Source organism: Arthrobacter sp. HLT1-20 (assembly GCF_054510895.1).
In genome coordinates this window covers 18,042-41,267 of record NZ_JBTNDR010000013.1, presented here as the reverse complement: position 1 = coordinate 41,267, position 23,226 = coordinate 18,042, and the positions used below count along the sequence as shown (strand labels likewise).

General features: G+C 64.4%; 22 protein-coding genes. 8 read left to right on the top strand and 14 right to left on the bottom strand.

The genetic code is table 11. The features are described 5' to 3' along the window. Positions 1-22 precede the first annotated feature (22 nt). The 7 genes from ACX80Q_RS09025 to ACX80Q_RS08995 form a co-directional block, all read right to left on the bottom strand. Positions 23-940: an SGNH/GDSL hydrolase family protein gene (locus tag ACX80Q_RS09025; protein ID WP_459330198.1), complete on the bottom strand. Its 918-nt coding sequence runs from the start codon at positions 938-940 to the stop codon at positions 23-25. A 59-nt stretch (positions 941-999) separates the two neighbouring features. Further along, positions 1,000-2,133 (bottom strand): uroporphyrinogen decarboxylase/cobalamine-independent methonine synthase family protein, encoded by a 1,134-nt coding sequence (locus ACX80Q_RS09020; protein ID WP_459330197.1) that lies wholly within the window; start codon positions 2,131-2,133, stop codon positions 1,000-1,002. Continuing rightward, complete coding sequence (locus ACX80Q_RS09015) at positions 2,130-2,612, bottom strand: chorismate mutase (RefSeq protein WP_459330196.1); 483 nt, start codon at positions 2,610-2,612, stop codon at positions 2,130-2,132. The genes ACX80Q_RS09020 and ACX80Q_RS09015 overlap by 4 nt, the downstream gene beginning before the upstream one ends. A 189-nt stretch (positions 2,613-2,801) precedes the next feature. Further along, positions 2,802-4,436: an ABC transporter substrate-binding protein gene (locus tag ACX80Q_RS09010; RefSeq protein WP_459330195.1), complete on the bottom strand. Its 1,635-nt coding sequence runs from the start codon at positions 4,434-4,436 to the stop codon at positions 2,802-2,804. A gap of 48 nt (positions 4,437-4,484) precedes the next feature. Continuing rightward, complete coding sequence (locus ACX80Q_RS09005; protein WP_459330194.1) at positions 4,485-5,102, bottom strand: TIGR03086 family metal-binding protein; 618 nt, start codon at positions 5,100-5,102, stop codon at positions 4,485-4,487. Between the two features lie 169 nt (positions 5,103-5,271). Then, the gene (gene mnmA / locus ACX80Q_RS09000) at positions 5,272-6,411 is read right to left on the bottom strand and encodes a tRNA 2-thiouridine(34) synthase MnmA (RefSeq protein ID WP_459330193.1); all 1,140 of its coding nucleotides are present in this window, start codon (positions 6,409-6,411) and stop codon (positions 5,272-5,274) included. A gap of 169 nt (positions 6,412-6,580) precedes the next feature. Further along, positions 6,581-7,801, bottom strand: coding sequence for a cysteine desulfurase family protein (locus ACX80Q_RS08995; protein WP_459330192.1), 1,221 nt, complete (start codon positions 7,799-7,801; stop codon positions 6,581-6,583). Positions 7,802-8,031: 230 nt separating this feature from the next. On the opposite strand from ACX80Q_RS08995, the gene ACX80Q_RS08990 reads away from it, so the two are divergent. Next, on the top strand, positions 8,032-9,531 hold the full coding sequence (locus tag ACX80Q_RS08990) for a S8 family serine peptidase (RefSeq protein WP_459330191.1): 1,500 nt from the start codon (positions 8,032-8,034) through the stop codon (positions 9,529-9,531). A gap of 63 nt (positions 9,532-9,594) precedes the next feature. Here ACX80Q_RS08990 and ACX80Q_RS08985 read toward each other — a convergent pair whose 3' ends face one another. Further along, on the bottom strand, positions 9,595-10,347 hold the full coding sequence (locus ACX80Q_RS08985) for a hypothetical protein (protein WP_459330190.1): 753 nt from the start codon (positions 10,345-10,347) through the stop codon (positions 9,595-9,597). A gap of 82 nt (positions 10,348-10,429) precedes the next feature. Continuing rightward, a complete protein-coding gene (locus tag ACX80Q_RS08980) occupies positions 10,430-11,125 on the bottom strand; it encodes a helix-turn-helix transcriptional regulator (RefSeq protein ID WP_459330189.1) in 696 nt (231 codons plus the stop codon). Between the two features lie 110 nt (positions 11,126-11,235). Here ACX80Q_RS08980 and folE point away from each other — a divergent pair, with 110 nt between their 5' ends. The 4 genes from folE to ACX80Q_RS08960 are packed head-to-tail and all read left to right on the top strand — an operon-like array spanning position 11,236 to position 14,878. Beyond that, positions 11,236-11,847: a GTP cyclohydrolase I gene (folE, locus tag ACX80Q_RS08975; RefSeq protein WP_459330188.1), complete on the top strand. Its 612-nt coding sequence runs from the start codon at positions 11,236-11,238 to the stop codon at positions 11,845-11,847. Positions 11,848-11,876: 29 nt separating this feature from the next. Further along, positions 11,877-13,130, top strand: a complete 1,254-nt coding sequence (locus tag ACX80Q_RS08970; protein WP_459330187.1) for an NAD(P)/FAD-dependent oxidoreductase — start codon at positions 11,877-11,879, stop codon at positions 13,128-13,130. A gap of 2 nt (positions 13,131-13,132) precedes the next feature. Further along, the gene (gene folP / locus ACX80Q_RS08965; RefSeq protein WP_459330186.1) at positions 13,133-14,098 is read left to right on the top strand and encodes a dihydropteroate synthase; all 966 of its coding nucleotides are present in this window, start codon (positions 13,133-13,135) and stop codon (positions 14,096-14,098) included. 27 nt (positions 14,099-14,125) lie between these two features. Next, positions 14,126-14,878, top strand: a complete 753-nt coding sequence (locus ACX80Q_RS08960) for a pyrimidine reductase family protein (protein ID WP_459330185.1) — start codon at positions 14,126-14,128, stop codon at positions 14,876-14,878. On the opposite strand, the gene ACX80Q_RS08955 is transcribed toward ACX80Q_RS08960, so the two are convergent. Continuing rightward, entirely contained in the window at positions 14,875-15,573 is a 699-nt protein-coding gene (locus tag ACX80Q_RS08955; protein ID WP_459330184.1) for a hypothetical protein, read from the bottom strand. The two genes, ACX80Q_RS08960 and ACX80Q_RS08955, sit on opposite strands and share 4 nt — an antisense overlap. 57 nt (positions 15,574-15,630) lie before the next feature. Beyond that, positions 15,631-16,581 carry a diacylglycerol kinase family protein gene (locus ACX80Q_RS08950; RefSeq protein ID WP_459330183.1) on the bottom strand — a complete coding sequence of 317 codons (951 nt, stop codon included), beginning with the start codon at positions 16,579-16,581 and terminating at the stop codon, positions 15,631-15,633. Between the two features lie 104 nt (positions 16,582-16,685). Here ACX80Q_RS08950 and ACX80Q_RS08945 point away from each other — a divergent pair, with 104 nt between their 5' ends. The 3 genes from ACX80Q_RS08945 to ACX80Q_RS08935 all read left to right on the top strand — a co-directional run bounded on the left by ACX80Q_RS08945 (position 16,686) and on the right by ACX80Q_RS08935 (position 19,146). Further along, positions 16,686-17,657 (top strand): J domain-containing protein, encoded by a 972-nt coding sequence (locus ACX80Q_RS08945; RefSeq protein ID WP_459330182.1) that lies wholly within the window; start codon positions 16,686-16,688, stop codon positions 17,655-17,657. A 161-nt stretch (positions 17,658-17,818) separates the two neighbouring features. Then, positions 17,819-18,292: a tRNA (cytidine(34)-2'-O)-methyltransferase gene (locus tag ACX80Q_RS08940; protein ID WP_459330181.1), complete on the top strand. Its 474-nt coding sequence runs from the start codon at positions 17,819-17,821 to the stop codon at positions 18,290-18,292. A 50-nt stretch (positions 18,293-18,342) separates the two neighbouring features. Beyond that, positions 18,343-19,146: a class I SAM-dependent methyltransferase gene (locus ACX80Q_RS08935; protein WP_459330180.1), complete on the top strand. Its 804-nt coding sequence runs from the start codon at positions 18,343-18,345 to the stop codon at positions 19,144-19,146. Positions 19,147-19,263: 117 nt separating this feature from the next. Here ACX80Q_RS08935 and ACX80Q_RS08930 read toward each other — a convergent pair whose 3' ends face one another. The 3 genes from ACX80Q_RS08930 to ACX80Q_RS08920 all read right to left on the bottom strand — a co-directional run bounded on the left by ACX80Q_RS08930 (position 19,264) and on the right by ACX80Q_RS08920 (position 23,120). Then, the gene (locus ACX80Q_RS08930) at positions 19,264-20,232 is read right to left on the bottom strand and encodes an electron transfer flavoprotein subunit alpha/FixB family protein (RefSeq protein WP_459330179.1); all 969 of its coding nucleotides are present in this window, start codon (positions 20,230-20,232) and stop codon (positions 19,264-19,266) included. A 10-nt stretch (positions 20,233-20,242) separates the two neighbouring features. Next, positions 20,243-21,067: an electron transfer flavoprotein subunit beta/FixA family protein gene (locus tag ACX80Q_RS08925; RefSeq protein ID WP_459330178.1), complete on the bottom strand. Its 825-nt coding sequence runs from the start codon at positions 21,065-21,067 to the stop codon at positions 20,243-20,245. Positions 21,068-21,347: 280 nt separating this feature from the next. Next, a complete protein-coding gene (locus ACX80Q_RS08920) occupies positions 21,348-23,120 on the bottom strand; it encodes a S1C family serine protease (RefSeq protein ID WP_459330177.1) in 1,773 nt (590 codons plus the stop codon). Between the last annotated feature and the right edge of the window lie 106 nt (positions 23,121-23,226).

Sequence of the window (23,226 nt, the reverse complement as noted above, 5' to 3'; positions counted from 1 at the left end):
GACTGGGCTGTCCGCTGGCGGGCTATTTGGTGCCCGGTCCTTGGATGCCCATGGCCTTGAGGCTGCCGGCGAGTGCCTTGGACAGCTCCCCGTGCCCGCCCGCCGTCAGGTGCACGCCGTCGGCCATCTTGCCCGTGACACCATAGCGGGTCAACCAGTCCCCTGCGCTGATGAACCGTACCCCGTTGCGTTTGGCGAAACCTGCCAGCAACGCATCGACCTGGGTGCGCCGGCCGCCGCCGTTGAGCTGCCCCTTGGCAAGGGTGCCGATGAACAGGAACTCGGAGTCCGGGTAACTGGTTTTGAGGTCCTTGAGCAGCCTGCCCGCGTTGGCCAGAATTTTGGCGTCCGGCACCTGTTGCGAGGCATCGTTGCCGCCACCTTGAACCACCACCAGGGCGGGATTGCCGAAGGGAAGCAGCACTCGGCCGCTCTCCACGGCGTCAGGATAGCTGGGAATCTTGGCCGTCTTGGCGGCAAAGCCAACCCCTGCACCGCCAAGGAAACGCACCTTGTAGCCCCGGGCAGCGAGCCCCAATTGAACCCAGGTGTCTGTGCCGGCAACGCCGGCGGCTCCACTGGATTGCGAATCACCAATCAGGACCACTGATCGGGCAATGGCGGGATCAGTGACTTCCTCCCGGCCCGAGACAGGATTAAAAACCCGTGAACCAGCCGGCAGGTCCCATGGGGTTGCGACTTCCTCCCCAGGGCTGCGCCCCTTGGCCCGGCCGCCCTCGGGGAGCGGGTTCAACCCGGGAATGGTCGCTGGGGCGGGGTTTGATGTGCGGGGAGGCGCGGTCCCGCCGCCTCCGGTTCCGCTCGCCTGCGCGGAGCCTGTCATGGACGTTACTGTGGCGGAGCTCAGCCCAATACCCGTCAGCGCCATGCAGGCGAGCAGGACAGCCACCGCACACCGCACAATGAACCTTTGAACCATGTACCGTTCCCCCGAAACTACGCAAATAACAAGGCCAGCTTAGCCAATGAAGCCGGCGGCTAACTGTTGCGGATCCCGCTCAGCGCGTCGGCCACTTCCAAGGTCCGGTTCAGCACGGCCCGGGCCTCAACCGGGGTGAGCTGGGCCAAGCCGCCAACAGGGGTGATCCGCAACTGGTTCAGGGAGCTGGCCGACAAGCCCAGGCCCTGCCACGGCCTGGTGATCCGCTCCACCAGAGCCGAGTACTGCGGCGGCAGCTGGCCGGCGCTGGCGGGGACAGTCCCGGCCCACACCCGCATGCCCGATTCAATGGCCCCGGCCAGTTGTTCCCAGTGGCCCGTGTCCAAGTCCGTCAAGGGCAGGGCCACAGCGTCAACACCGCATTCCAACGCAATATCCAGCGCCTTGCGCCAGGACGCCGCTTCGGCAGCGAGGGAATCCGGGACACCGTTACCGGCACCTGACGCCACCGCGGGGGCAAGGTTAATGGCCACCTGCGCAAAACCTGCCTGGCGCGCAGCCGCCACAAAGGCAGTCCATGTGGTGCGCAGCTCGGAGGCGGGGATGGACCGCAGGGTCCTGTAGCCGGAAGCCGTGGGGATGGTGCCGGCCAGGGCTGCGGCAATCTCCGGCTCATCGAGTTGCAGTGTCAGTGCGGCACCGGGCGCCGCGGATTTGAGTTTCGCCGCATGCGGGGCCAGCCCTGCAGCCAATGACTGGGCAACGTCACGCCGGGCACCGTAGTCCCGCAGGGCCCTCTCCCCGTAGTGCAGGTGGATGGAGGCGGCGAGGGACACCGGGCCCATCACATGGATTTTCAGGTCTTCGGGCTGAATCTCCCCGGCACCGGCAACATCGGCCAAAACGTTGATGTCCGTGGATAGGGCCGAGGTGGCCCGGCGCAGGTCTTGGCCTGGCCTGTCAACGAACCGCCAGCCATAGGGCTGGACGTCAACCGGAAGCTCCACGAGCAAGGCTGCCGTTCTCCCCACCGGATCCGAGCCAACACCCCGGGCGGGAAGATCAACCAGCACCGGCAAATGGGGGTTGGTGAACAAGCCCAGGGAAACCTTGGCAGCCTCCACCGGGTCGGTTCCAGGCCAGGGGCCCAGGGCCGTGGCCGTAACCGCTGCGGGCAGTTTATGGCGCACCTCTGCTGCCGGGGGTGCGGAACGCTCAGCTGAGGGGCTCACCGGCTCTGGGCGCCGCCGTCGGGCACGTCATCAGCATCGTCGGGAGCAGCCACAAAGCTCTGGCCGTCAACGCTGACCACGGGGACCACTCCCGTGGCGGCCACGGCTGAGTGGCTCTCGGAGATGGCCTGGTGGTGGTGAATGACCTCGCTGATGATGAAGTTCAGGAACTTTTCGGCAAAGGCGGGGTCCAAATGGGCCGACTCGGCTAGGGCGCGCAGCCGCTGAATCTGGGCAAGCTCGCGGTTGGGATCCCCCGCGGGAAGCTGGTGCTTGGCCTTGAGCACGCCAACACGCTGGGTGGCCTTGAACCGCTCGGCCAGCAGGTACACCAAGGTGGCATCGAAGTTGTCAATGCTGGAGCGGATGGACAGCAGCTCGGCCATGACGGCCGGGTCAACGGCGCCCGTCAGGGAACTGGCGCCGGGATCAAATGCTTCAACGGACTGGTTCGCAGAGGCGTGAATCGGTTCGGTCATAAACACAGTTTAGGTGGTGTGCAGGGGGGACAAAACCGGTGTCCACGCAGCACATCCACCTGCCACCGCCACCGCGTGGCCAGCATGTCCGTGGCGAGCAGCTTGCCGGTGGGGGAACGTGCGGAAACGGGACGTGCCCGCCACACCTGGCTTGGACGGCTGCTGGTGCCTTGAGCAGCCTTGTAGGTGCTACTTGGACAGCATTCCCAGACGAAACTTGAAGGAAGCATCGAGTGTGTCCTTGACGCCCCTGACGTCCTTGCCGGAGACAGCAAGCTGGGCGCCCTGGAGCAGCGGCAGTGTTGGCACATCCTCGGCGAGTGCCGTTTGGATGTCCTCGATCAGCTTGGTCCGGGCCGCAGCGCCTGTGGTGCTGCGCTGCTCCTCGAGCATGGCCTGGATATCCTTGTTCTCGTAGTGGCTCCGCAGGATGTTGGTGGCGCCAAAAAACGGTGACAGGTAACTGCTGGCGTCGGCGTAGTCCGGGAACCGGCCGAACTGGTACAGCGGGTGGGCGTTCTGGCGGCGATCCTTCTGGTAGCTCACCCATTCGGTGGTCTGGAGGTTGACCGTGAACAGGCCACCTTTTTCCAGCTGCGACGCAACAAGTGCGTATTCATTCGCGGATGACGGCCCATAGTGGTCGGGGCTGTACACCAGATCAAGCGTCACTGGGGTGGTGACCCCGGCCTCGACCAGGGTCTTCTTCGCCTTTGCCGTGTCGGGTCCACCGCTGCCGTCACCGTAGGCTACTTTGAGGGGTTCAATGGCTCCGGTGACTCCCTGCGGCACCCATGAGTACGCGGGCAGGTATGTGCCCTTGTACACCTGGGTGGCGATGGCTTCCCTGTCGATCAGGTCAGCGGCAGCCTGCCGGACAGCCAGGGACTTGGCGGCATCCGGGGCCGGTGATGTGGCACCGAAAGGCATGGTGTTGACGTTGAATGCTATGTACCGCAATTCTCCACGGGGGCCCATATCCACCTGGACCTTGTTATCCCTTTTCAGGCTGTCGATGTCGGTGGGGGTCATGCTGCGCCACGCTACGTCCACGTTGCCCTGCTGCACGTCCAGCTTGAGGCTGTTGGAATCGGTGTAGTACTTCACTGTCACCGAGGCAGACTTTGCCGGACCCAGCAGCCCCTCATAGCCAGGGTTCCTCTTGAGCGCAATGAGCTCGTTCTGTTTGTATAACTCGATGGTGAACTGACCGGCGAATGACTTGCCAGCAATGATCCCGGCATCCTGGGTGAGCTTGTCCGGGCTGAACACCGAATCGTCGACGATGGGTGCCACAGGGCTTGTCAGCACCTGGGCGAACGTCTGGTCATTGGCCGATTTGAGTTTGAACACCACTGTGGTGTCATCGGGTGCGCTGACGCTGTCTAGATTCTCCAGCAGGGTTGCCGGGCCGTTGGCATCGTTGATCGTCAGCTGGCGGTCAAAGGTGAATTTCACATCTTTCGAATCAAGGTCGGTGCCATTGGCCCACGTCAACCCCGGCTTGAGTTTGACCGTGAACTCAGTGGGTGCAGTGAACGACGCCGATTCGGCAATGTCAGGCTTTGGGTCCGCACTGCCGGGCTCCGCGTTCAGCAGGAACGGGTATATCTGGTTCATGACCAAAAACGATCCACTGTCATAAGAAAACGCGGGGTCAAGGAAGGAGACCTTGTCCGTGGTGCCCAGTGACACGGGACTACCGGAGGGAGCTGACTGGGTGGCTATTCCCGCCCCTCCAGTGCCTGTGCACGCGGTCAGGGCCAGCACAGATACGCCAATCGCCGCGATGAACGAACGCAACCACCCTATTCTCCCAGCCATCAGCAGCCTCTCTCTAGTGCCGCACGGCAAAAAGGCGGCGACAGCTGGTTAGGGAAGTGCATCCACCCGGGGGCCGGCCGCGAAGTGGGCACTGCGCCCAAACCAGCCGGCCAGCCTTGTGTAGGAATCGGCGGTCAGGGAAACTCGCACCTCGGGTCCAATGCCGCGTTCAACCCCGCGGTGCTCGGGCTTGAGCATCCGCTGCGCCCAGGCCAGGGATTGCTCCGCTAGGACCGGGTCCAGGATGATGGGCACGCCCGTGGCCTTGACGAGGTCCCAGGCATGGACAGTGAATTCGGTGATCTGCAGGCCAATCCGGCTGCGCAGGGGCGCCTCGCCGCCGCCGGGCAGGGCGACCTGGGCATTCAGGTCGGCGGCGTGCCAGGTTCGCATCAGCAATGCCGCCCCGTCCGTAAACCGTGTGGACCAGTCTGCACCGACTGTCGCATGGGAGCCCAGCGGGTCAACATTATTGCCACGGGCCATGACAGTGTATTTATGCAGGTCATGCACCACCAGGTGGTGCAGCAGGTCCTGCACGGTCCACTCCCCACACGGCGTTGGCCATTCCGCCTGATTCGCCGAAATGGCGCCAATGACTTCCGCGCACTGGTTCAGTGCGCCCTCCAAATGTTGGAGCGGGTTGGGAATTGTGTGCGGGGGCATGATGTAAACCTTCCGTGAGCCAAGTCACCTTTAGTGGAAGTTTACGCCAGCACCACAAGGGGGCACCTGGCAGCACCGATGCTACGGCACAAAAATGCCGCCGTTCGCGCAAAATGCCGCAGGTCTAGCTGTGGCATTTTGCGCGAACGGCGGCATTTTTTTGGAGCCGCTAGGGAATTTCGGGCCGCGCCAGGGACCGTGCCGAATCAATGGTTGCCTGGCCCAACACCCGTGAACCCTGGTACAAGACCACTGTCTGGCCTGGCGCCACACCGCGCAGCGGCTCCTCCAAGGTGACATTCAGGCTTTGGCGGGCGACGCCGTCGTCCATAACTTCAGTGACAAAGGCACGGGCCGGAACGGGGTCGCCGTGGGCACGGACCTGGGCGTAACAATCGAATTCGGCGCCCGTGGCAACCTCGGCGATGGGCAGCCCGGCCCAGGAAACCTTGATGCCCTTGAGCTCGTCGATGGCCAGCAGTGCGTGCGGGCCAACCACGACCTTGTTCTCCTTGGGCCGGATTTCCAGCACAAAGCGCGGCTTGCCGTCCGCGGCCGGCGTGCCAAGCTTCAGGCCGCGGCGCTGGCCAACGGTGAACTGATTGGCGCCGGTGTGACCGCCCACCTTGCTGCCGGTCTCATCGACGATGTCGCCGTCGGTCATTTCAATTTTCTCGGCCAACCAGCCGGCGGTGTCGCCGTCAGAGATGAAGCAGATGTCATGGCTGTCCGGCTTCTTCGCCACTGACAGGCCGCGAGCCTCCGCCTCGGCGCGCACCTCGGCCTTGGACGGGGTGTCGGCGAGGGGGAACATGGAGTGCTTGAGCTGCTCGTGGGTCAGCACGCCCAGCACGTAGCTTTGGTCCTTGGCCCAGTCGGCGGCGCGGTGCAGCTCCGGGTTGCCGTCGGCGTCGGTGATGACCTTGGCGTAGTGGCCCGTGCAGACGGCGTCAAAGCCCAGGGCGATGGCCTTCTCCAGCAATGCCGCGAACTTGATGCGCTCGTTGCAGCGCATGCACGGGTTGGGGGTGCGGCCGGCGGCGTATTCATCGATGAAGTCCTGGACCACGTCCTCCTTGAACCGTTCGGAGAAGTCCCAGACGTAGTACGGAATGCCCAGCTTGTCGCAGGCCCGCCACGCATCGTTGGAATCCTCCACCGTGCAGCAACCGCGGCTGCCCGTGCGCAAGGTTCCGGGCATGCGGGAAAGCGCCAGGTGGACGCCGACGACGTCGTGCCCGGCATCCACTGCGCGTGCTGCTGCGACGGCGGAGTCAACTCCACCACTCATGGCGGCCAATACTCGCATTACGTACCTTTCAGTTGAAACAAAAAATCAATTCGTCCGGCCAACCGCGACAGACGACGCCGGCCGGTTCAAAGCCGAAGCTTTGTAGGTGCCCGGGAGCGGCTTCGGGCGCCCGCGAAGCGGGCGGGGCACCTACAAAGCGCAGGCTTTGAGCTGTCCCGGACCGAAACTACTGTGTGCTGGCGGTTTGAATGCTTGAAACATGCGACGACATGCCAGCTGTTTTTGCGCGTGCGTGTGCTTGCGGCAACGCGGCCACAAAGGCTTCAACGTCCGCAGGGGTGGAAGTATGCCCCAAACTAAAGCGTTGTGCACCACGTGCCGTGTCCTCATCCAGGCCCATGGCCAGCAGCACGTGGGAGGGGCGGGGCACGCCGGCGGTGCAGGCAGAACCTGTGGAGGATTCAACCCCTGCCATGTCCAGCAGGAACAGGAGGGAATCGCCCTCGCAGCCGGGGAAGGTGAAATGGGCGTTGCCGGGCAGCCGTTTGGCCGGGTTGCCCGCGGGATCCACGCCGCGCAAAACAGCCTCGGGGACGGCGTGGCGGACGGCGGCAATGATCGCATCGCGCAGGGCTGCGATCCGGGCACTTTCGGCGGCAAGATTTTGGGTGACGTCCTGCGCGGCTGCGGCAAAGGCTGCCAGTCCGGCGGTGTCAAGGGTTCCGGAGCGGACTGTGCGTTCCTGGCCGCCACCGTGCTGCACGGGTGTCAGTTTCACGGCTCGGCCCAGCAGGAGCGCACCAACACCCACGCTGCCGCCAATCTTGTGGGCACTGATGGACATGGCCGCAAGCCCGGATTCCTTGAAGTTCACGGGAATGGAACCAAAGGCCTGAACGGCGTCCGAGTGCACGGGAATCCCGTGCTGGGCGGCTAGGGCCACGATCTCGGCGATGGGCTGCACGGTACCCACCTCATTGTTCGCCCACATGCAGGTGACCAGCGCAACAGAGTCGGCTCCGCCGTCGGCCAGTTCCTGGGCCAGCGCAACAAGGCTCACCGTGCCATGCTCATCAACGGGCAGCCAGACAGCTTCGGCGCCCTCGTGCTTTTCCAACCACTCGACGGTGTCCTGCACCGCAGCATGCTCGACACTGGAAACCAGGATGCGGGTGCGGGCCGGTTCGGCGTCGTGGCGGGCCCAAAACAGGCCCTTGACGGCGAGATTGTCTGCCTCGGTGCCGCCGGAAGTGAAAATGACTTCGGTGGGGTGGGCACCGGCAGCGGTGGCAACGGTTTCGCGGGCCGCCTCAACGGTGGCGCGGGCACGGCGGCCCGATCCGTGGAGTGAGGACGGATTGCCGCTACGGGTAATAACGGAGGTGAGTGCGGCGAGGGCCGGGGCCGATATAGGCGTGGTCGCCGCGTGATCTAGGTACACGGGCACCAAACAATTCTAAGGCATGGGAGGGTTCACCGCCGCGGGCTGTTGAGAACATCACCCTCAGGACCACTGCCACCTTCCATATCCGGGTCCAGCCCAGCCGCACCGGGCGGAGCATTGGCCTTTTGGCCAAGCCTGCGGCGCTGACCGTGTCGAACCTTGTCAAGGCCACGGAACAGGTGGCAGGATCGGCGTGTCCCACATCACACAATGATCCCGGGGGGATTAAATCCATGCAGAAAGCACTCTTCCGCCGCACAACGGCGGCCGCCCTATGCGCAGTCGCCATGGCTGCAACCACTTTCCTTGGTGGCAGCGCCACGGCTGCACCGCCCGCGCAGCAGTCAACACCCGTTGACTTTCCTGCAGCAGACGGCCAACTCATGAGCTATGTGGTCAACGCCAAGTCCACCAATGCCAACAAGACCAAGGACGTGGTGAAGGCCATCACTGCCTCCGGGGGCGTGGCCGTTCAGGAATGGCCGGAAATTGGCGTGGTTATTGCACAGTCCAAGAGTGCCGGCTTCCGCGCCAACGTCCTCAAGCAAGGCAAGTCCTCCGTTGAATCGGTTGGTGCAACGCGCACCGCCACGGTGGCTGAGGGCACTCCGGACGGCATTGCGACCCCCTGGAAGGCTGCACCCCAGCAGCGCAGCAAGCAACTGGCCACCACTGATTTGCTGTACGGTGACGCCACATTCGAGGGCGTCGCGGCCGATCCACGCGAAGCCGAGCAGTGGAGCCACGTCCAGATCAAGTCGGATCAGGCGCACCAGATCACCGACGGTTCGCGCAAGGTGCTGGTGGGTGTCCTGGACAGCGGCATTGATCCGAACCACCCCGACCTGGCAGCAAACATTGATGTGGCCAACTCCGTGAACTGTGCCAATGCCGGTCGCCCGGACACCTCGCCCACCGGCTGGTTCGCCACCACGTCATCCCATGGCACGCATGTGGCGGGCATCATCGGCGCTGCCCGCAACGGTGTCGGCATTGTGGGCGTGGCACCCAACGTTCGCATGGCGTCCGTCAAGGTGGTCAGTGACGACGGGTTCATCTACCCCGAATACGCCATTTGCGGATTCATGTGGGCCGGCATGAAGGGCATGGACGTCACCAACAACAGCTACTTCATTGATCCGGTGGAATTCTGGTGCGCCGACCAGCCCGACCAGTTGGCTGTCCGCACGGCCGTTGAGCGCGCAGTGACGTGGTCTACCAAGAAGGGCGTGGTGCACGCGGCAGCCGCGGGCAATGCTTCCTACGACTTGGCGAACAAGACGACCGACGCCGACAGCCCGAACGACGGAACAGTCATTGACCGCAAGATCAACAACGGTTGCAAGGACATCCCCACGGAACTGGAGGGTGTGGTGACAGTGTCCTCCACCGATCAGGCTGGCAAGTTGTCTTCCTTCTCCAACCGGGGACTGAACGTCATTGACGTTGCAGCACCGGGATCCCGCATCCTGTCCACCCTTCCGAACAACAAGTACGGCCTGCTCAGCGGTACCTCCATGGCATCCCCACAGGTTGCCGGCGTGCTGGCCCTGATGAAGTCCGCGCATCCCGGGTGGCAGCCCAAGCAGTTGATTTCCGAATTGCGCAAGCAGGCCGAGGACCACGTGTGCATGCCATCCGCCACGCCAACCGGCGCCACGTGCACCGGCATGGTGCGCAACAACAGCTACTACGGCGAAGGGATTGTGGACGCCCTCCAGGCAGTCCTCTAACCCCTCCCACCTCCTGCCTTGCCGGCGGCCCCCCTTACCCGGTGGCCGCCGGACGTGGCAGAACTACACGTTGACGGTGTCCCCTTCCGAGCTCAGATTGGTGGAAGGGGTCACCTCAACGGCTTCCAGCTCCAGGGCCTGGACGACGGCGGCAATGAGTTCCACGCTTCCACCCACCACAGTGGAATCAAAGTCGATCTCGGTGGCCAGGCACCATGACCTGTCCCGGGGCCACGCCAAGTTGGGACTTTGCATGGTGCGGCCGAAGTTCTCGTCGAACCAGGGAGGGCGGGACAGTTCTTCGATGGCGCCGCAGAAGACCCAGTAGGCGCGCAGGCCGTTGGCCACCGTCAGTTGGGTGCCGGGCCCTGCGGGAATGCCGTTGGTCCCGGGCTCGAAACCGCCCCACCCCACCCAGACGGCCTGAAAGATGTCTTGCTGCGCGGCTGTGTGCGCGCCCAGCACGTCCGCGAGCGCCACCAACTGCTTTTGGTCCATTTCTCCCGTATTGGGGCGCCAGTATTCCACGCCGTTTGCTCCGTCAATGAGGGCGTTCTGGTAGAGCTCCGTTTTTGCCAGCCGGTGAAACTGGGCTTCCGGGTGCAGGCGTGTGCCCTTGGCCTTGGCTACATCCATCCAGCGCCGTTCCGGCTCGTTGCCACCGTCCATTCGGTGGAAGATGCGCGCATACGCCGCAAAAGTGTCAGGGACCGTTGCGGCCACAGTGCCGAAGCACTGCTTCCAACGCTCCTTGGTGAGATTGCGCTCCAGCGCATCTGCTATCCACTGGCCTTCGATTCCACTGGCATGTTCCATGAACCGCAGCCTAGCGCACGGGCGGTGGCCGGGGCGGGCTGGCAGTGGCGGCCGGGAACACGCCGTCGCGCTTCAGAACAGACTACTGTTTGCGAACCAGGCGGGCGCAGCAGTGGGACACATCGGAGTCTGGCTCCAGGGCGTGGGCGGTGTCCCCGCAGCCGGCCAAGGCGCCACCCAGCAGCGCTCCGTTGAGTGAACACACCACGCCCGTATGCTCCAATGACAGCCGATGGAAGGGACAGTTGGCCATGACGGTGCCACCCTCGCCGTCGGGCTGGGGGTCATAGCCTGTTCTGGACAGCATCTCGTGGATGGTCCCGGCCTGCTCCCCCAGACGCCTGCCTTCGTCATGGGCAACCTCGGCCAGGGCCTGTTGGATGCCCACCGCACCGTCAATGGAACGCTGCACCGCTGACGCCAGGAGGCCAGCGGCGAGGTCGTAGTGCCGCGGCGGGACTGATGCGCTGACCTCACGGCAGGCTGCCATGTACAACTTGGTGGGGCGGCCGGAGCCGGGGCCGGTCCTTACGCCCACCTTCCGGAACTGCACCACGAGCAGCTTTTCCGCAACCAGCCGGTCCAGGTGGGCCCTGACGGTGCTCTTGGGAAGTTCAAGACGGGCTGCGCAATCATCGCGGCTGAGGGCCTGGGCGGAATCGCGCACCAGCTCAAACAACCGCTTCCGCACGGGGTCCCCGAGCGCGGCAACGGCTCGCAGGCTCTGATCGGCATTGAGGTCCAGCGGCGTTGGCTGGTTCCGCACGGGTTGATTCATCGCTGGCTGACTTCCCACAAGTTGGCAGGTTATGGATTGTTTCGAAACTACTTGACGCCTCGAGTCTGCGCTTCTAAAGTCGATAATACAAGCTTTAGAAAGGGTTGGAAATGTCCATCTCCAGCGCATCTCTTCCCGACATCCTCACCTTTGAGGATCCCGAACCTCAGGCACCCGGGTCCGCCCTGGACCTGCCACGGGCGCAGGCAGCCATTGCCGAGTTCCTGCAAGCGCTGGGCCGCGATGAAACTGACCCGCATTTGCTGGACACTCCGCGGCGGGTGGCTGCCGCCTATGCTGAAATGCTGACCCCTCGCGAGACGTCGTGGACCACCTTCCCCAACGACGACGGCTATCAGGGCCTGGTGCTGGTCAAGGACATTCCGTTCCATTCACTGTGCCAGCACCACCTGCTGCCCTTCCGCGGTGTGGCCCATGTGGGCTACCTGCCCGGGGACCAGCTCTTTGGGCTGTCCAAGTTGGCTCGCGGCGTGGAGCTTTTCTCGCGCGACCTCCAGGTTCAGGAGCGGCTCACCCAGCAGGTGGCCAACTGGCTTGAGGACACACTGGCACCGCGGGGTGTTGGTGTTGTCATGGAGGCAGAGCACCTGTGCATGTCGTTGCGCGGCGTGCATACAGCCGGAACCATGACCCGCACCTCCGTTTTCACTGGCCTGTTGGCCGACGCCGGACCACTGCGGGAGCAGTTCCCGAACCATTGAATTGATTTCCCTTGGAAAGAGTTTCGATCATGAGTGAGTCAAACAGCACAGCATCTGAAGGCACCCCCGGAATGGTCATCATCGGCGGCGGTTTGGCCGGGGCCACGGCAGCGGAAACCCTGCGCAAGGAAGGCTACGCCGGCGCCATCACCATCGTGGCGGCGGAGCCGGAGGTTCCCTATCAGCGGCCCCCGCTATCCAAGGGATTTTTGGCCGGCAAGGAGGGCGAAGACGCCTTGCTCCCCCTGCCCGCCAGCTGGTACCCGGACAACCACGTCACGCTGCTCACCGGCACCACCGCAACGGCGCTGGACCCCCAGGCCCACACGGTGACCCTCAGTGATGGCACCACACTGGCGTATGCCAAGGCGCTCATCGCCACAGGTGCCGATCCGCGCCATATCCCCTTTCCCGGCGTCGACCTTCAGGGCGTGCACACCTTCCGTACCAAGGCTGACAGCCTGGCCATGAAGGACTTGTTCACGGGCGGCGGCAAGAATGTGGTCATGATCGGCTCAGGTTGGATCGGCATGGAGATTGCCGCGACGGCCACAGAGCTGGGCAATCGGGTGGCCTTGCTGGGTCTGGAGGACGTACCGCTGACGGTGGCCATTGGCGCGGAGCTCGGGGCAGTCTTCACCAACCGGCACAAGGAAGCCGGCGTGCAGTTTGTGCTGCCCGCCAGCGCCGCGGAGATTCGGGGCACCGACGGCCATGTCAGCTCGGTCCTGACCACCACGGGTGTCACCCTGCCGGCGGATGTGGTGATTGTTGCCGTGGGCGTGGTGCCCACCCTTGCGCTGGCCCAAGCCGCCGGGCTCACCATCAACAACGGCATCGAGGTCTCCGCTTCCCTTCAGACCTCCCATCCCGACGTTTTCGCGGCCGGGGATGTGGCCAATTCCCTGCACCCGTTCACTGGCGCCTACGCCCGCTCCGAGCACTGGGCCAATGCCATTGCCAGCGGGAAGGTGGCGGCGAAGTCCATGCTGGGTCAGCAGGCCGTGCTGGATGACATCCCGTACTTTTACACCGACCAATTTGATCTGGGCATGGAGTACTCCGGCTTCGGCGCACTCACCAAGGATGCCGAACTGGTGGTCCGTGGAAGCCTGGAAAAGCGCGAGTTCATTGCCTTTTGGATCCTCGACGGGCGTGTGGTGGCGGGCATGAACGTCAACGTGTGGGATGTCCAGGACACCATCAAGGCGTTGATAGCCTCACGTCGCATTGTCGACACGCGGGCCTTGGCTGACACGCAAACCCCGCTGGAGGATATTTGATGATGAGTATGATGACTTCGGACCGGACCACAGCTGCCCCGTTTTACACGCCTCAGCTCCTGCACCCGGTTCACCACTTTGGCACGCGCACGCTGGATTTCAGCCGGCAGGTGGCGCTCATGGCCATCATCAACCGCACCCCTGATTCGTTTTACGACGGCGGAGCCACCTTTGCCCTGGATGCTGCGGTGGCCGCTTCATTGGCAGCCGTGGCGCAGGGTGCCGACTGGGTGGACATTGGCGGCGTGCCTTTTGCGCCGGGCCCGCCGCTGAGTGCGCAGGAGGAAGGCGACCGCGTGGTGCCGGTGATTGCAGCGGTTGCCGCCACCGGCGACGTCATCATCTCCGTGGACACGTTCCTGCCCGAGGTGGCCGCGCGCAGCATTGAGGCAGGGGCCACTGTCATCAACGACACCACTGGCCTGGCCAACCCGGAGATCGCTTCCGTGGTGGCCGAGTCCGGGGCCCACCTGGTGATCACGCATTCACTGGCTAAACCGCGCACCATTTACCCCCGCCCGCACTATGACGACGTGGTGGCCGAGGTTGCCGCGTTCCTGGCGGAGAAGGTGGAGCTGGCCATCTCCCTGGGTGTCCCGGCCGAGAAGATCATCATCGACCCCGGGCACGACCTCAACAAGAACACCCTGCACACCCTCGAAATCACTAGGCGCTTCAACGAAATCGCTGCCTTGGGCTTCCCGGCACTGGCTGCGGTGTCCAACAAGGATTTCATTGGTGAGACCCTTGACCAAAGCAAGAACGAACGGCTGGAAGGTTCCCTGGCCACGGGGGTCATCTGCATTCTTGGTGGCGCCCGGATCCTGCGCATGCACAATGTGGCCGCCGCCAACTCGGCCATCCGCATGACCGAGGCAGTGCTGGGGTGGCGGAAACCTGCCTACCTCTTGCATAACATGGGCGAGGTCAATGTGCCGGCCCACCCCGGCCAGCCCGCAAGCGCCTGAGCAGTCTTGTCCCACGAGGAGAACACCATGATTGAGCGGATCTTCCCGAATGCTGCAGTGCTCTCCGACGCCGAACTGGAGGCCGAGCTGCTTGCGCCGGCCAACGGCGTCTCCGCTGCCACGCCGTGGGTTAGCTTTAATTTCGTCTCCAGCATTGACGGGGCAGCCACGGTGGACGGGCTCTCGGGGCAGCTGGGCAACGCCATGGACCAGCGCATTTTCACACAGCTGCGCCAAAACGCGCACGTGATCCTGGTGGGTGCCCAAACCATCCGGGCTGAGGGCTACGGCGGGGAATTGCTCAGCCCCGCGGCCCAGCAATGGCGCAGCAGCCACGGACTCCCGGCGCACCCGCCGCTGGCCATCGTCTCCGGCACCCTGAACCTGGATCCGGGCATGGAGGTCTTTACCGATGCCCCCGTCAGGCCATTGGTCCTAACCTTGGAGTCCGCCCCCGCAGCTCCGCGCCGGGCGCTTGCCCGCGTGGCAGAGGTGGTCAGCGTGGGCAAGGATTCCTTGGATGTTGAGCTCTTGAGAGCTGAGCTGGGTGCGCGCGGCCTCCACCGGATCCACTCCGAGGGCGGGCCAACGCTGCTGGGCACCTTTGCCGCCGCGGACATGGTGGATGAGCTGCGCGTAACGGTGTCGCCGCTGCTGGTGGGTGGCCCCGCGGGGCGCATTGCCCACGGAATCGGCGGTCATCTTCCGCGCACAATGACCCTGGACAGCATCCTGAAGGCAGATTCCATGCTGTTCCTGCGCTACACCCGCGGCCGCTAGTTCAGCGGCGGAGCCACCGACAACTTCGCCATAAGTTCCGGTGTGGTGGACGCCAGCAGCGCATCGCTGGGGCAGGCCAATGTCACTGTGAGGGCAGTGTCGGCCGTGCCCAGCATGCGCGCCCACACGGTGCTGGCCATGACGCCCTTGGCTGCCTTGGTGTTGTGGCGCAGGAACGTGATGCCGGGTCCCTTGCTGCCTGCTTCGGCAACCCACGGGAGCGTGGTTTCCGTCAGAGCCGTGGGCAGCACCGAGGGAATCAAGTACTGCATCAGCTCAAGCGTGGAGCTTTTGTCATCGCCCATGGTGATGAGCGGCCCCTGATTGCGAGCCACCCAATAAGCTGTCTGGCACCCGGCGGCGTTGCTGTACTGCGTCTGCCCCGCCATGTTCTTCTTCAGCAGCTTCCAGTGCGGCGGGCCCGGCATTTCCACATCGTCCTGCGGCTGGCCCAGGATGTCGCTGAAGTCAACGGGGATGTTCTCCCGGAGTGAGTTGCCGGCCGCAAAGGTCATGGGCGCCGCCGCCACGGCTGCGGCGTCGTGTCCGGCAACAACGGTGGGCGGGGCAAAGCTGGGCGGGGCGGTGCTTTGGGCGACCGTGGGAGGAGTTGGCGAGGGCACTGTGATGGTGCAGCCGGTCAACACCGCGACAGCCATAGCAGCCACCCCCACGGCAGTCGTCACCTGTTTCACCTTGCTGCTCCTTCGATTCACACCTTCAACTGTACCGATGAGCCGGCCGGGACCGGGCTACACCCACACCCGCAGGGCACCGGCGTCCACCTTGATGGTTGCCGGCAGCGGCCCCATTCGCTCGCCGTCGGCATAGGCCACGAGTCCGGCAGATTCCATGCTGACCTCTTTGACCCGCTCAATGCTCACCATGGGGTGGGAGGTGTGCCGGCCGGAGAAAACTAGAGGATAAATGCGCAGGAACGTCAGCCGCGACACAGGTGCCACCACAAACAAATCCAGCAGGCCGTCGTCGTACTTGGCATCAGGGGTGATCTTCATGCCCCCGCCAATGGAGATGCCGTTGGACACGGAGATCAGCACGGCCTTTTGTTCGCGGGCCACACCGTCCACCACCAATGAGTACTGCAGCGGCTGCAAGGTGGCCAGCTCGCGCAGGATCGCCAGGTTGTAGCGCATGGGCCCGCGCGGCCACCGCCAGCCATTGGCGCGCTCGTTGACCAGGGCGTCAAAGCCCGCCGAGAGGGCGCACATGAACCAGACCGGCCCCTGCCCGGCGCGCTCGATCCGGCCCAGGTCCACCGTGCGGGGAGCGCCCTGGCAGGCTTTCAGGAAACGGTCGACGGCGGCTCCCGGATCCTTGGGGTCCAACCCCAAGGCGCGGGCGGCGTCGTTGCCGGTCCCCGCCGGGACAATGCCCAAGGGTATTTCCGTGCCGGCCAGCGCGTTCACGCCGAGGTGGACCATGCCGTCGCCACCCACCACCACCAGGGCCTGGGCACCTGCGGCAAACTCGGCGTCGACGGCTTCCTGCAACGCTTGGTAGTCGCGGCGGCGCAACACCGCCACCTGATGGCCGGCGCGGCGCAGGCGCGCCACCACCATGTCCCCCGCCTTGCCTGAGGTGTTCGGGCCCCTGCCACCAAAGGCAGCGCGCGGATTGATGGCCACGGCGATGGCCAGGGCTGCGGGGGCGCTCGACTGCGCGGGCGTGGAGGAAGTCTTCATGGCAAGAGCCATTATGACAGTGCACGCGCCCCTGCACTGAATTGTCTCCTTCGCTGGCGGATAGACTGATCTTTCGGCACAGCCAGGCAAGGGAAAGGCCAGAAGTGAGCGCGAAATTCCTCACCCACTATCAAGTCCTGGGACTTGCGCCCACGGCCACCGAACGCGACGTCAAGATCGCCTACCGCAAGGCTGCCAGGATCTCCCACCCGGACAGGGGCGGAGATCCGGCGTTGTTCCGCCAAGTCACCGAAGCCTACGAGGTCCTGGTGGATCCGGCGCGGCGCCAAACATACGACAAATCCTATGCAAGCCAGGGCACCCCCGGGCGCAGGGGCACCGGAGCCTCCTACCCCGGCGGATCCTCTGCCCGCCCCTCCACGTCCGACGGCGGAACTCCGGGCTTCCACACGCGGCGCAAACCGGCCGAACGCCGGACGGCCAGCGACCCGGCCATGTATGTGCCCGGCTTTGAAAGCCTCAGCGACGGTGAAAAGCCCGTGCTGCCCCGCAGCACGGCGGCGCAGCCCGTTCACGGTGCGCCCCGAAAGCGCGGCGTTTTTGGCGCTGCTTCACGGCTGGCCCGCGAGGCACGCACGGCGCAACTGATCATGCAGCAGGTCATGCCAAGCATTCCCGCAGCGCGCCTCATCAACGGTCTCAATGCGCCGTTCAGCAACGGCTACCTGGACCATGTGCTGATCTCCGGCTACAGGATTGCCATTGTGGGTTCCATGCTGGTGCCCGACGGCGCTTTCCGTTGGGACGGCGGGGCACTGGTCCATGGGAACAAGGTGGCGGCACCGCCGCAGCTGATTCCTGCAACCCGCCAATTTCAGGAACTCTTCCCGGAATGCAACGTCACCGCCTGGGTGTGTGTGCACAGCAGCACGGGCAACCTGTTTGAACCGGTCATTGACTACGCCCGCAGCACCGAACCCGACGGCTCAAACATCCTCAACGTGGCCAACGCGGCACGCTTTGTCCGTGAAGTGAAGCAGTTCCTGGCCTCCGGGCCGAACCCCAATGTGGTTGACCTGCAAGTCTTGGCCCGGCTGCTGGGCGGCATGTACTAATCCCCAGCTCCTCCCCAAGCACAGCCGCTGGCGCGTCTGCACTTGGGGCCCCTCGGAGCTGTGGGCCCAGACAGCGGGGCCCTCGGGCGCGTGGGCCCGGCCCTGCCCAGGCACAGCCGCAGGCGCGTCTGGGCAACCCAACAAGCTGTAGGATGAAAAGCGTGTTTCGCATCCTCTTCCTGACGCCAGAAATCCCCGGCAATACTGGCAATGCCATCCGATTGGCCGCCATAACCGGCGCCGAACTGCACCTTGTTGAACCCCTGGGTTTCGACTTCTCCGACGCGAAGTTGCGTCGGGCCGGTCTGGATTACCATGACCTGGCAGTGGTGACGGTCCACAAAACCTTGGATGCTGCGTGGCAGGTCCTGGCCCCGGAGCGGGTCTACGCTTTCACCTCAGATGGCGAAGTGAACTACACGGACGTCGCCTACCAGCCCGGGGACGTGCTGCTGTTCGGCCGCGAATCCGACGGACTGCCCGAGGACGTCAAACACGATACCCACGTGACCTCGCGGGTGCGCTTGCCCATGATGCCGTCGCTTCGGTCCTTGAACCTGGCCAACGCCGCCTCGATTGCCATCTTCGAGGCGTGGCGCCAGAATGATTTCGCCGGGGCACAAATCCAGGCCTAAGTCTCACCGCCAGATTCTTGGCTGACTCATTTCATCAACTGGAGGTATGCATGTCCGCTCGCGATCCTGGCTTGGCGTTTACTGACGGAGCGCTGCAATTCGAGGCGTGGTCGGACAAGCTCTGGGACCCTATGGGCCGCGACGTGGTGGCAGCCGCCGTGTTGAAACCAGGGGAAAAAGTATTGGATGCGTGCTGCGGCACCGGTGCCGCCACCATCCCGGCTGCCTTAGCCGTGGGACCCAACGGGACCGTTGATGGTGTGGATCTTTCCACAGGACTTTTGCGCATGGCTGCAGCAAATCTGGCCGAGCGCGGCATCCTCAACACCACGCTGACGGAGGCCGACGTAACCGCCTGGCGCGGGCACCGCACCTTTGACGCGGTCCTGTGTTCCTACAGCATGTTCTTCTTTGCCGACATGGAAGCCGGCATTGAGCATCTTGCCTCCATGCTCCGCCCCGGCGGCAGGCTCGTGACCAGCACCTGGGTTGAGGGCGCCCTGGAGCCCTTCGCCGGACGCATCCTTGAGGCGGCCATCAAGGAGCGGCCCCGCCTGGCGGGGGTGGTTCCCGAAGCCAACGTGAATATGGCTCGGGTGGCCTCGGTGAAATCACTGGCTGCGTGGTTGGGCGAACGCGGCCTGGAAGATGTCTCCGTCACCACGCATCCGCTGACGCTGACGGTTGATGACGCCATGGCCTGGAATTTGGTCATGGGCAGCGGCTGGCGCACCCTGCTCCCCCGTGACCCCGAGGCCATTGCCAGGGTTCGCCGCGACTTCATCCAGTCGGTGGGCCCGCGCATTGAGATGAACTCCGACGCGCTGATCGCCACGGCCTCCGTCCCGCGCTAACCGATGGATCCGAGCCTCTCCAGGTAAAAATGCCGCCGTTCCCGCATTCTGCCGCCGTTGTAACGGCGGCAGAATGCGGGAACGGCGGCATTTTTGAATTGCAGGGGATGGCGGGGACTAGCCCCGGCGCTTCTTGATCTCTTCCACGGCCTGCGGCAGCACCTTGAACAGGTCTCCCACAATGCCAAAGTCGGCAATCTCAAAGATGGGCGACTCCGCATCCTTGTTCACAGCCACAATGAGCTTTGAGGTCTGCATGCCGGCCTTCTGCTGGATGGCACCTGATATGCCCACCGAGATGTACAGCTGCGGGGAAACCTTCTTGCCCGTCTGACCCACCTGCGACGCGTGCGAGATCCAACCGGCATCGGTTGCCGCACGCGATGCGCCAACGGCTGCGCCCAGAACGTCGGCAAGCTCCTCAACGGGTGTGAAGTCGCCGTCAACGCCGCGGCCGCCAGCAACCACGATGCGTGCGTCCTCCAGGTCCGGCCGGCCGGATGCTGCACGCGGAGTACGTGAAACAACGCGGGCTGCCAGGCTTGCGGGTGCAAAGGCCACGTCTACAGGCTCGACGGCGGGGACGCTGGGCGCCGCTGCCAGGGAGGCCTCCACGCTGTGGGCCTTGACGCTGATGACGGCAACGGCCGAGGTGGCCCGTGCCTCAACAGTGTAGGACCCCGCAAGGACCGATTTGTGCGCGACGAGGGCGCCGCCGTCGTACGTCACGGTTACGGCATCGGTGATGACACCGGCATTCAGGGCCACACCGGCACGGGCAGCGATTTCCTTGCCGGCGGCACTGTTGTCCACCAGCACGGCGCTGGCCGAAACGGCCGCCGCCGCCTGGGCCACAAGATCGGCCTGGGGCGCCACCAGGTAGGCACCCAGCTCGGCCTGCTCGGAGTGCAGCACACGGCTCACACCATAGGCACCCAGTTCGGCCAGGACCTCAGCGCTCACCGGGCCAGCAACAACGGCCACGGGCTCGCCTGCGCCACGGGCCAAGGTGAGCAGCTGGTGCACGGTGTTGGAGAGTTTGCCGGGGGCGTCGAGCTGATCAATATAAACAACAATTGCAGTCATGAAAAGGTCCTTAGATCAGTTTCTGCGCGGCCAGGAAGTCAACTAATTGGATGCCGGCATCGCCCGAATCGGTGATGATGGTGCCGGCTGTGCGCGCGGGGCGCTCGGCTGCAGCAGTCACCTGCGTCAGCGAACCGGCATGCCCCACGGCGGAGGGAGCCAAACCCAGATCCGCCAGGGACACCGTTGTCACCTTCTTCTTCTTCGCAGCAATGATGCCCTTGAAGTTCGGGTAGCGGGGCTCGTTGGCCTGGTCCGTAACGGACACCAGGGCCGGCAGCGTAGCCTGGATTTCCTCGGAGAAGTCATCGCCGTCCCGGCGGGCGGTGACGGTGTTGCCGTCAACCTCCAGTGCCGAGGCGAAGGTCAGCTGTGCAAGGCCCAGGCGGGCTGCAAGCTGGGCCGGAACAATGGAGGTTTCACCGTCGGTGGAGGCCATGCCCGTGATGACCAAATCCACCGGGCCAAGACTGTTGATGGCTGCCGCCAACGCCAGGGAGGTTGCTGAGGCGTCGGAACCTGACAGCGCCTCGTCACTGACGTGCAGGCCCTGGGTGGCGCCGATTTGCAGCGACTTTTTCACGGCCGCCGCGGCCGAGGCCGGGCCCAGCGTCAGCGCCGTGACAACGTTGCCGCCTTTGGCACCGCCGCGGGCATCAGTCAATGCCAGAGCAGCTTCCAGGGCGTACTCGTCCAGTTCGGAGAGGATGCTCTCGTTGCGGTTAATGGTGTGGGTGTCGCCGGTGAGATGGCGGTCAAATTGCGCGTCTGGCACATATTTCACCAGTACCACAATGTTCAGTGCTGAGTTTTCCACTGCTGTCCTTTGTGTCATGGACGGATGGTTGGGCGCCACCCTTGCCCCTGCTGGGGCGAGTGCCGCCGGTTCGCCCTTGGCCTACTCCCACAGCATAGTTCGTGCCAGCCCGGAGCCGGAATTTCTTGGGTCGGTTCTTTACTCGTGGCGAACACTGCACCGCAAAAACGTCAACTATGCGCTGGACTCACCGTGAGTTCAACACACAAGTTCAGAGCAGGAAAGGAAAAAGTCCCCCTCCTAGGCGGCCGTGGTTCTGGGCCGCCCACGAGGGGGACTTTGGCATAGCAAGTGCAGCTTAGCTGGCTGTCATGGTGTCCAGGGTGACATCCACCGACTGGGCCTTGCCGCCACGGGTGAAGTCAACCTTCACCGTGGCGCCGCCTGCCTGCTCACGCACTGCGGCCGTCAGGTCCGCGGGGTCGCTGATGGTGCGCTCCCCCAGTTTGGTGATGACATCGCCCTTTTGGATTCCTGCCTTGGCTGCTGCACTGCCGGCCGTCACCGACGCCACCGTGGCACCTGTGGAGAAGGAGCTGTTGCTGCCCGTCGAGGAGGTACCTGCCACGGAGACGCCCAGCTGGCCGTGCGAGGCCTTACCTGTCTTGATGATCTCCTCGGCCACCCGCTTGGCGTGGTCGATCGGGATGGAGAAGCCCACCCCGATGTTCCCGCTCTGGCTGCTGGCGCTGGAGGAACTACCCGTTGAGGCGATGGCCACGTTGACGCCAATGACCTGGCCCGACGAGTTGACCAGGGCGCCGCCGGAGTTGCCAGGGTTGATGGCGGCATCGGTCTGGATGACGTTCAGGTTCACGGTGCCCTGCGCCGCGGTGTTGTTCTGTTCGCCGCCCGGAGGGGAGAAACGGAAGCCGTTGCCGCCGTCGGACGGGTCTTCGGAGGAGTCACTGGGCGTTTCCGGAACCGCGGAGGAGGCCACCTGGATGGTCCTGTTGAGGGTGGAAACGATGCCGTCCGTGACAGTGCCGTTCAGGCCCAGTGGGGAACCAATGGCAATCACGGTGTCGCCAACATTGATCTTGCTGGAATCGCCCAAGGCGGCCGGGACCAGGTTGGGGGCGTCGATTTTGATGACAGCCAGATCGGAGAGCGGGTCGGTGCCCACAATGGTGCCCTTGTAAACCTTGTTGTCGCTGGTCTGAACCTCAATGGCGGCATGGGCTGCGGCACCGTCAAGGGTCACCACGTGGGTGTTCGTGAGAATGTACCCGTCCGAGTTCAAAATGATGCCCGAACCCGTTCCGCCGGACGTACCGCTCGTGGCGGAAATGGTGACCACCGACGGCATGGCCTTGGCTGCTGCGGCGCTGACCTCGTTAACCGAGTTGGGGTTGTTGATGACCAGCGGGGCGCTCTGCTGGTTGGATCCGGCAACCGTGCTGTTCCCGCTCTGGTCCACCAGGAACATGGTGCCCCCCGCCACCAGGCCGCCCACCAATGCTGCGGCCAGGACGCTGGAGGCAAACAGCCCCATGCCCACCTTCTTGCGCTCCTTGGGGGGCGCGGTGACTGCCGGCGCCAGGGTGTGGGGGTACGCGTTCGACGCCGGGTACCCCGGTCCCGCGTGCCCCGCACCGTAGCCGGTGTAACCCTGATCGGGGGTGCCGGTTCCGGCTGCGGCAAAGTTCGTGGGGATGGGTTCGGTGGCGTTGGGTGTGCTGGGGCTGGGCACGCTCGGACTGCCCAAGGGTGCAGGAATGCGCTCCGTGGGATTTTCCGAACCCTGAGCGCTGCCCCGGACGTCCGCGGACGGCGCACCATAGGGGGCCGGCGCTGTGGGGAATGTTGGCGGCGTTGCAGCGTGTGCTCCCGTTGAGGGCGCACTGTAGGTGGCGTGGCCGTCGGCGGCAGTGGCCGCCTGCACCGGCGGCGTGTCCTGATTGTCAGCGGACGGGGCCTGACCTGCTACGGAATCGGGCTGAGGTGTTTCGCTCTGCCCGCTGGTGGCTTCCTGCGGCCCGGCCGGGGCTGGAAACTGCTGTGAATCCAGGGGCGAGTCCTCGTGCTGGCCGTGATTGTGGCTGCTGTTCTCGCCGTTGTTCTCGTTCATCAGCTGTCCCTTCGTTGACATCTCATGTGACTAATTCCTTGCTTGAGTTTCATCATGCCGCCCGTGGCTGGTGCCTTGACGAACGTTCGCTGGAAGGTAGCTGTGA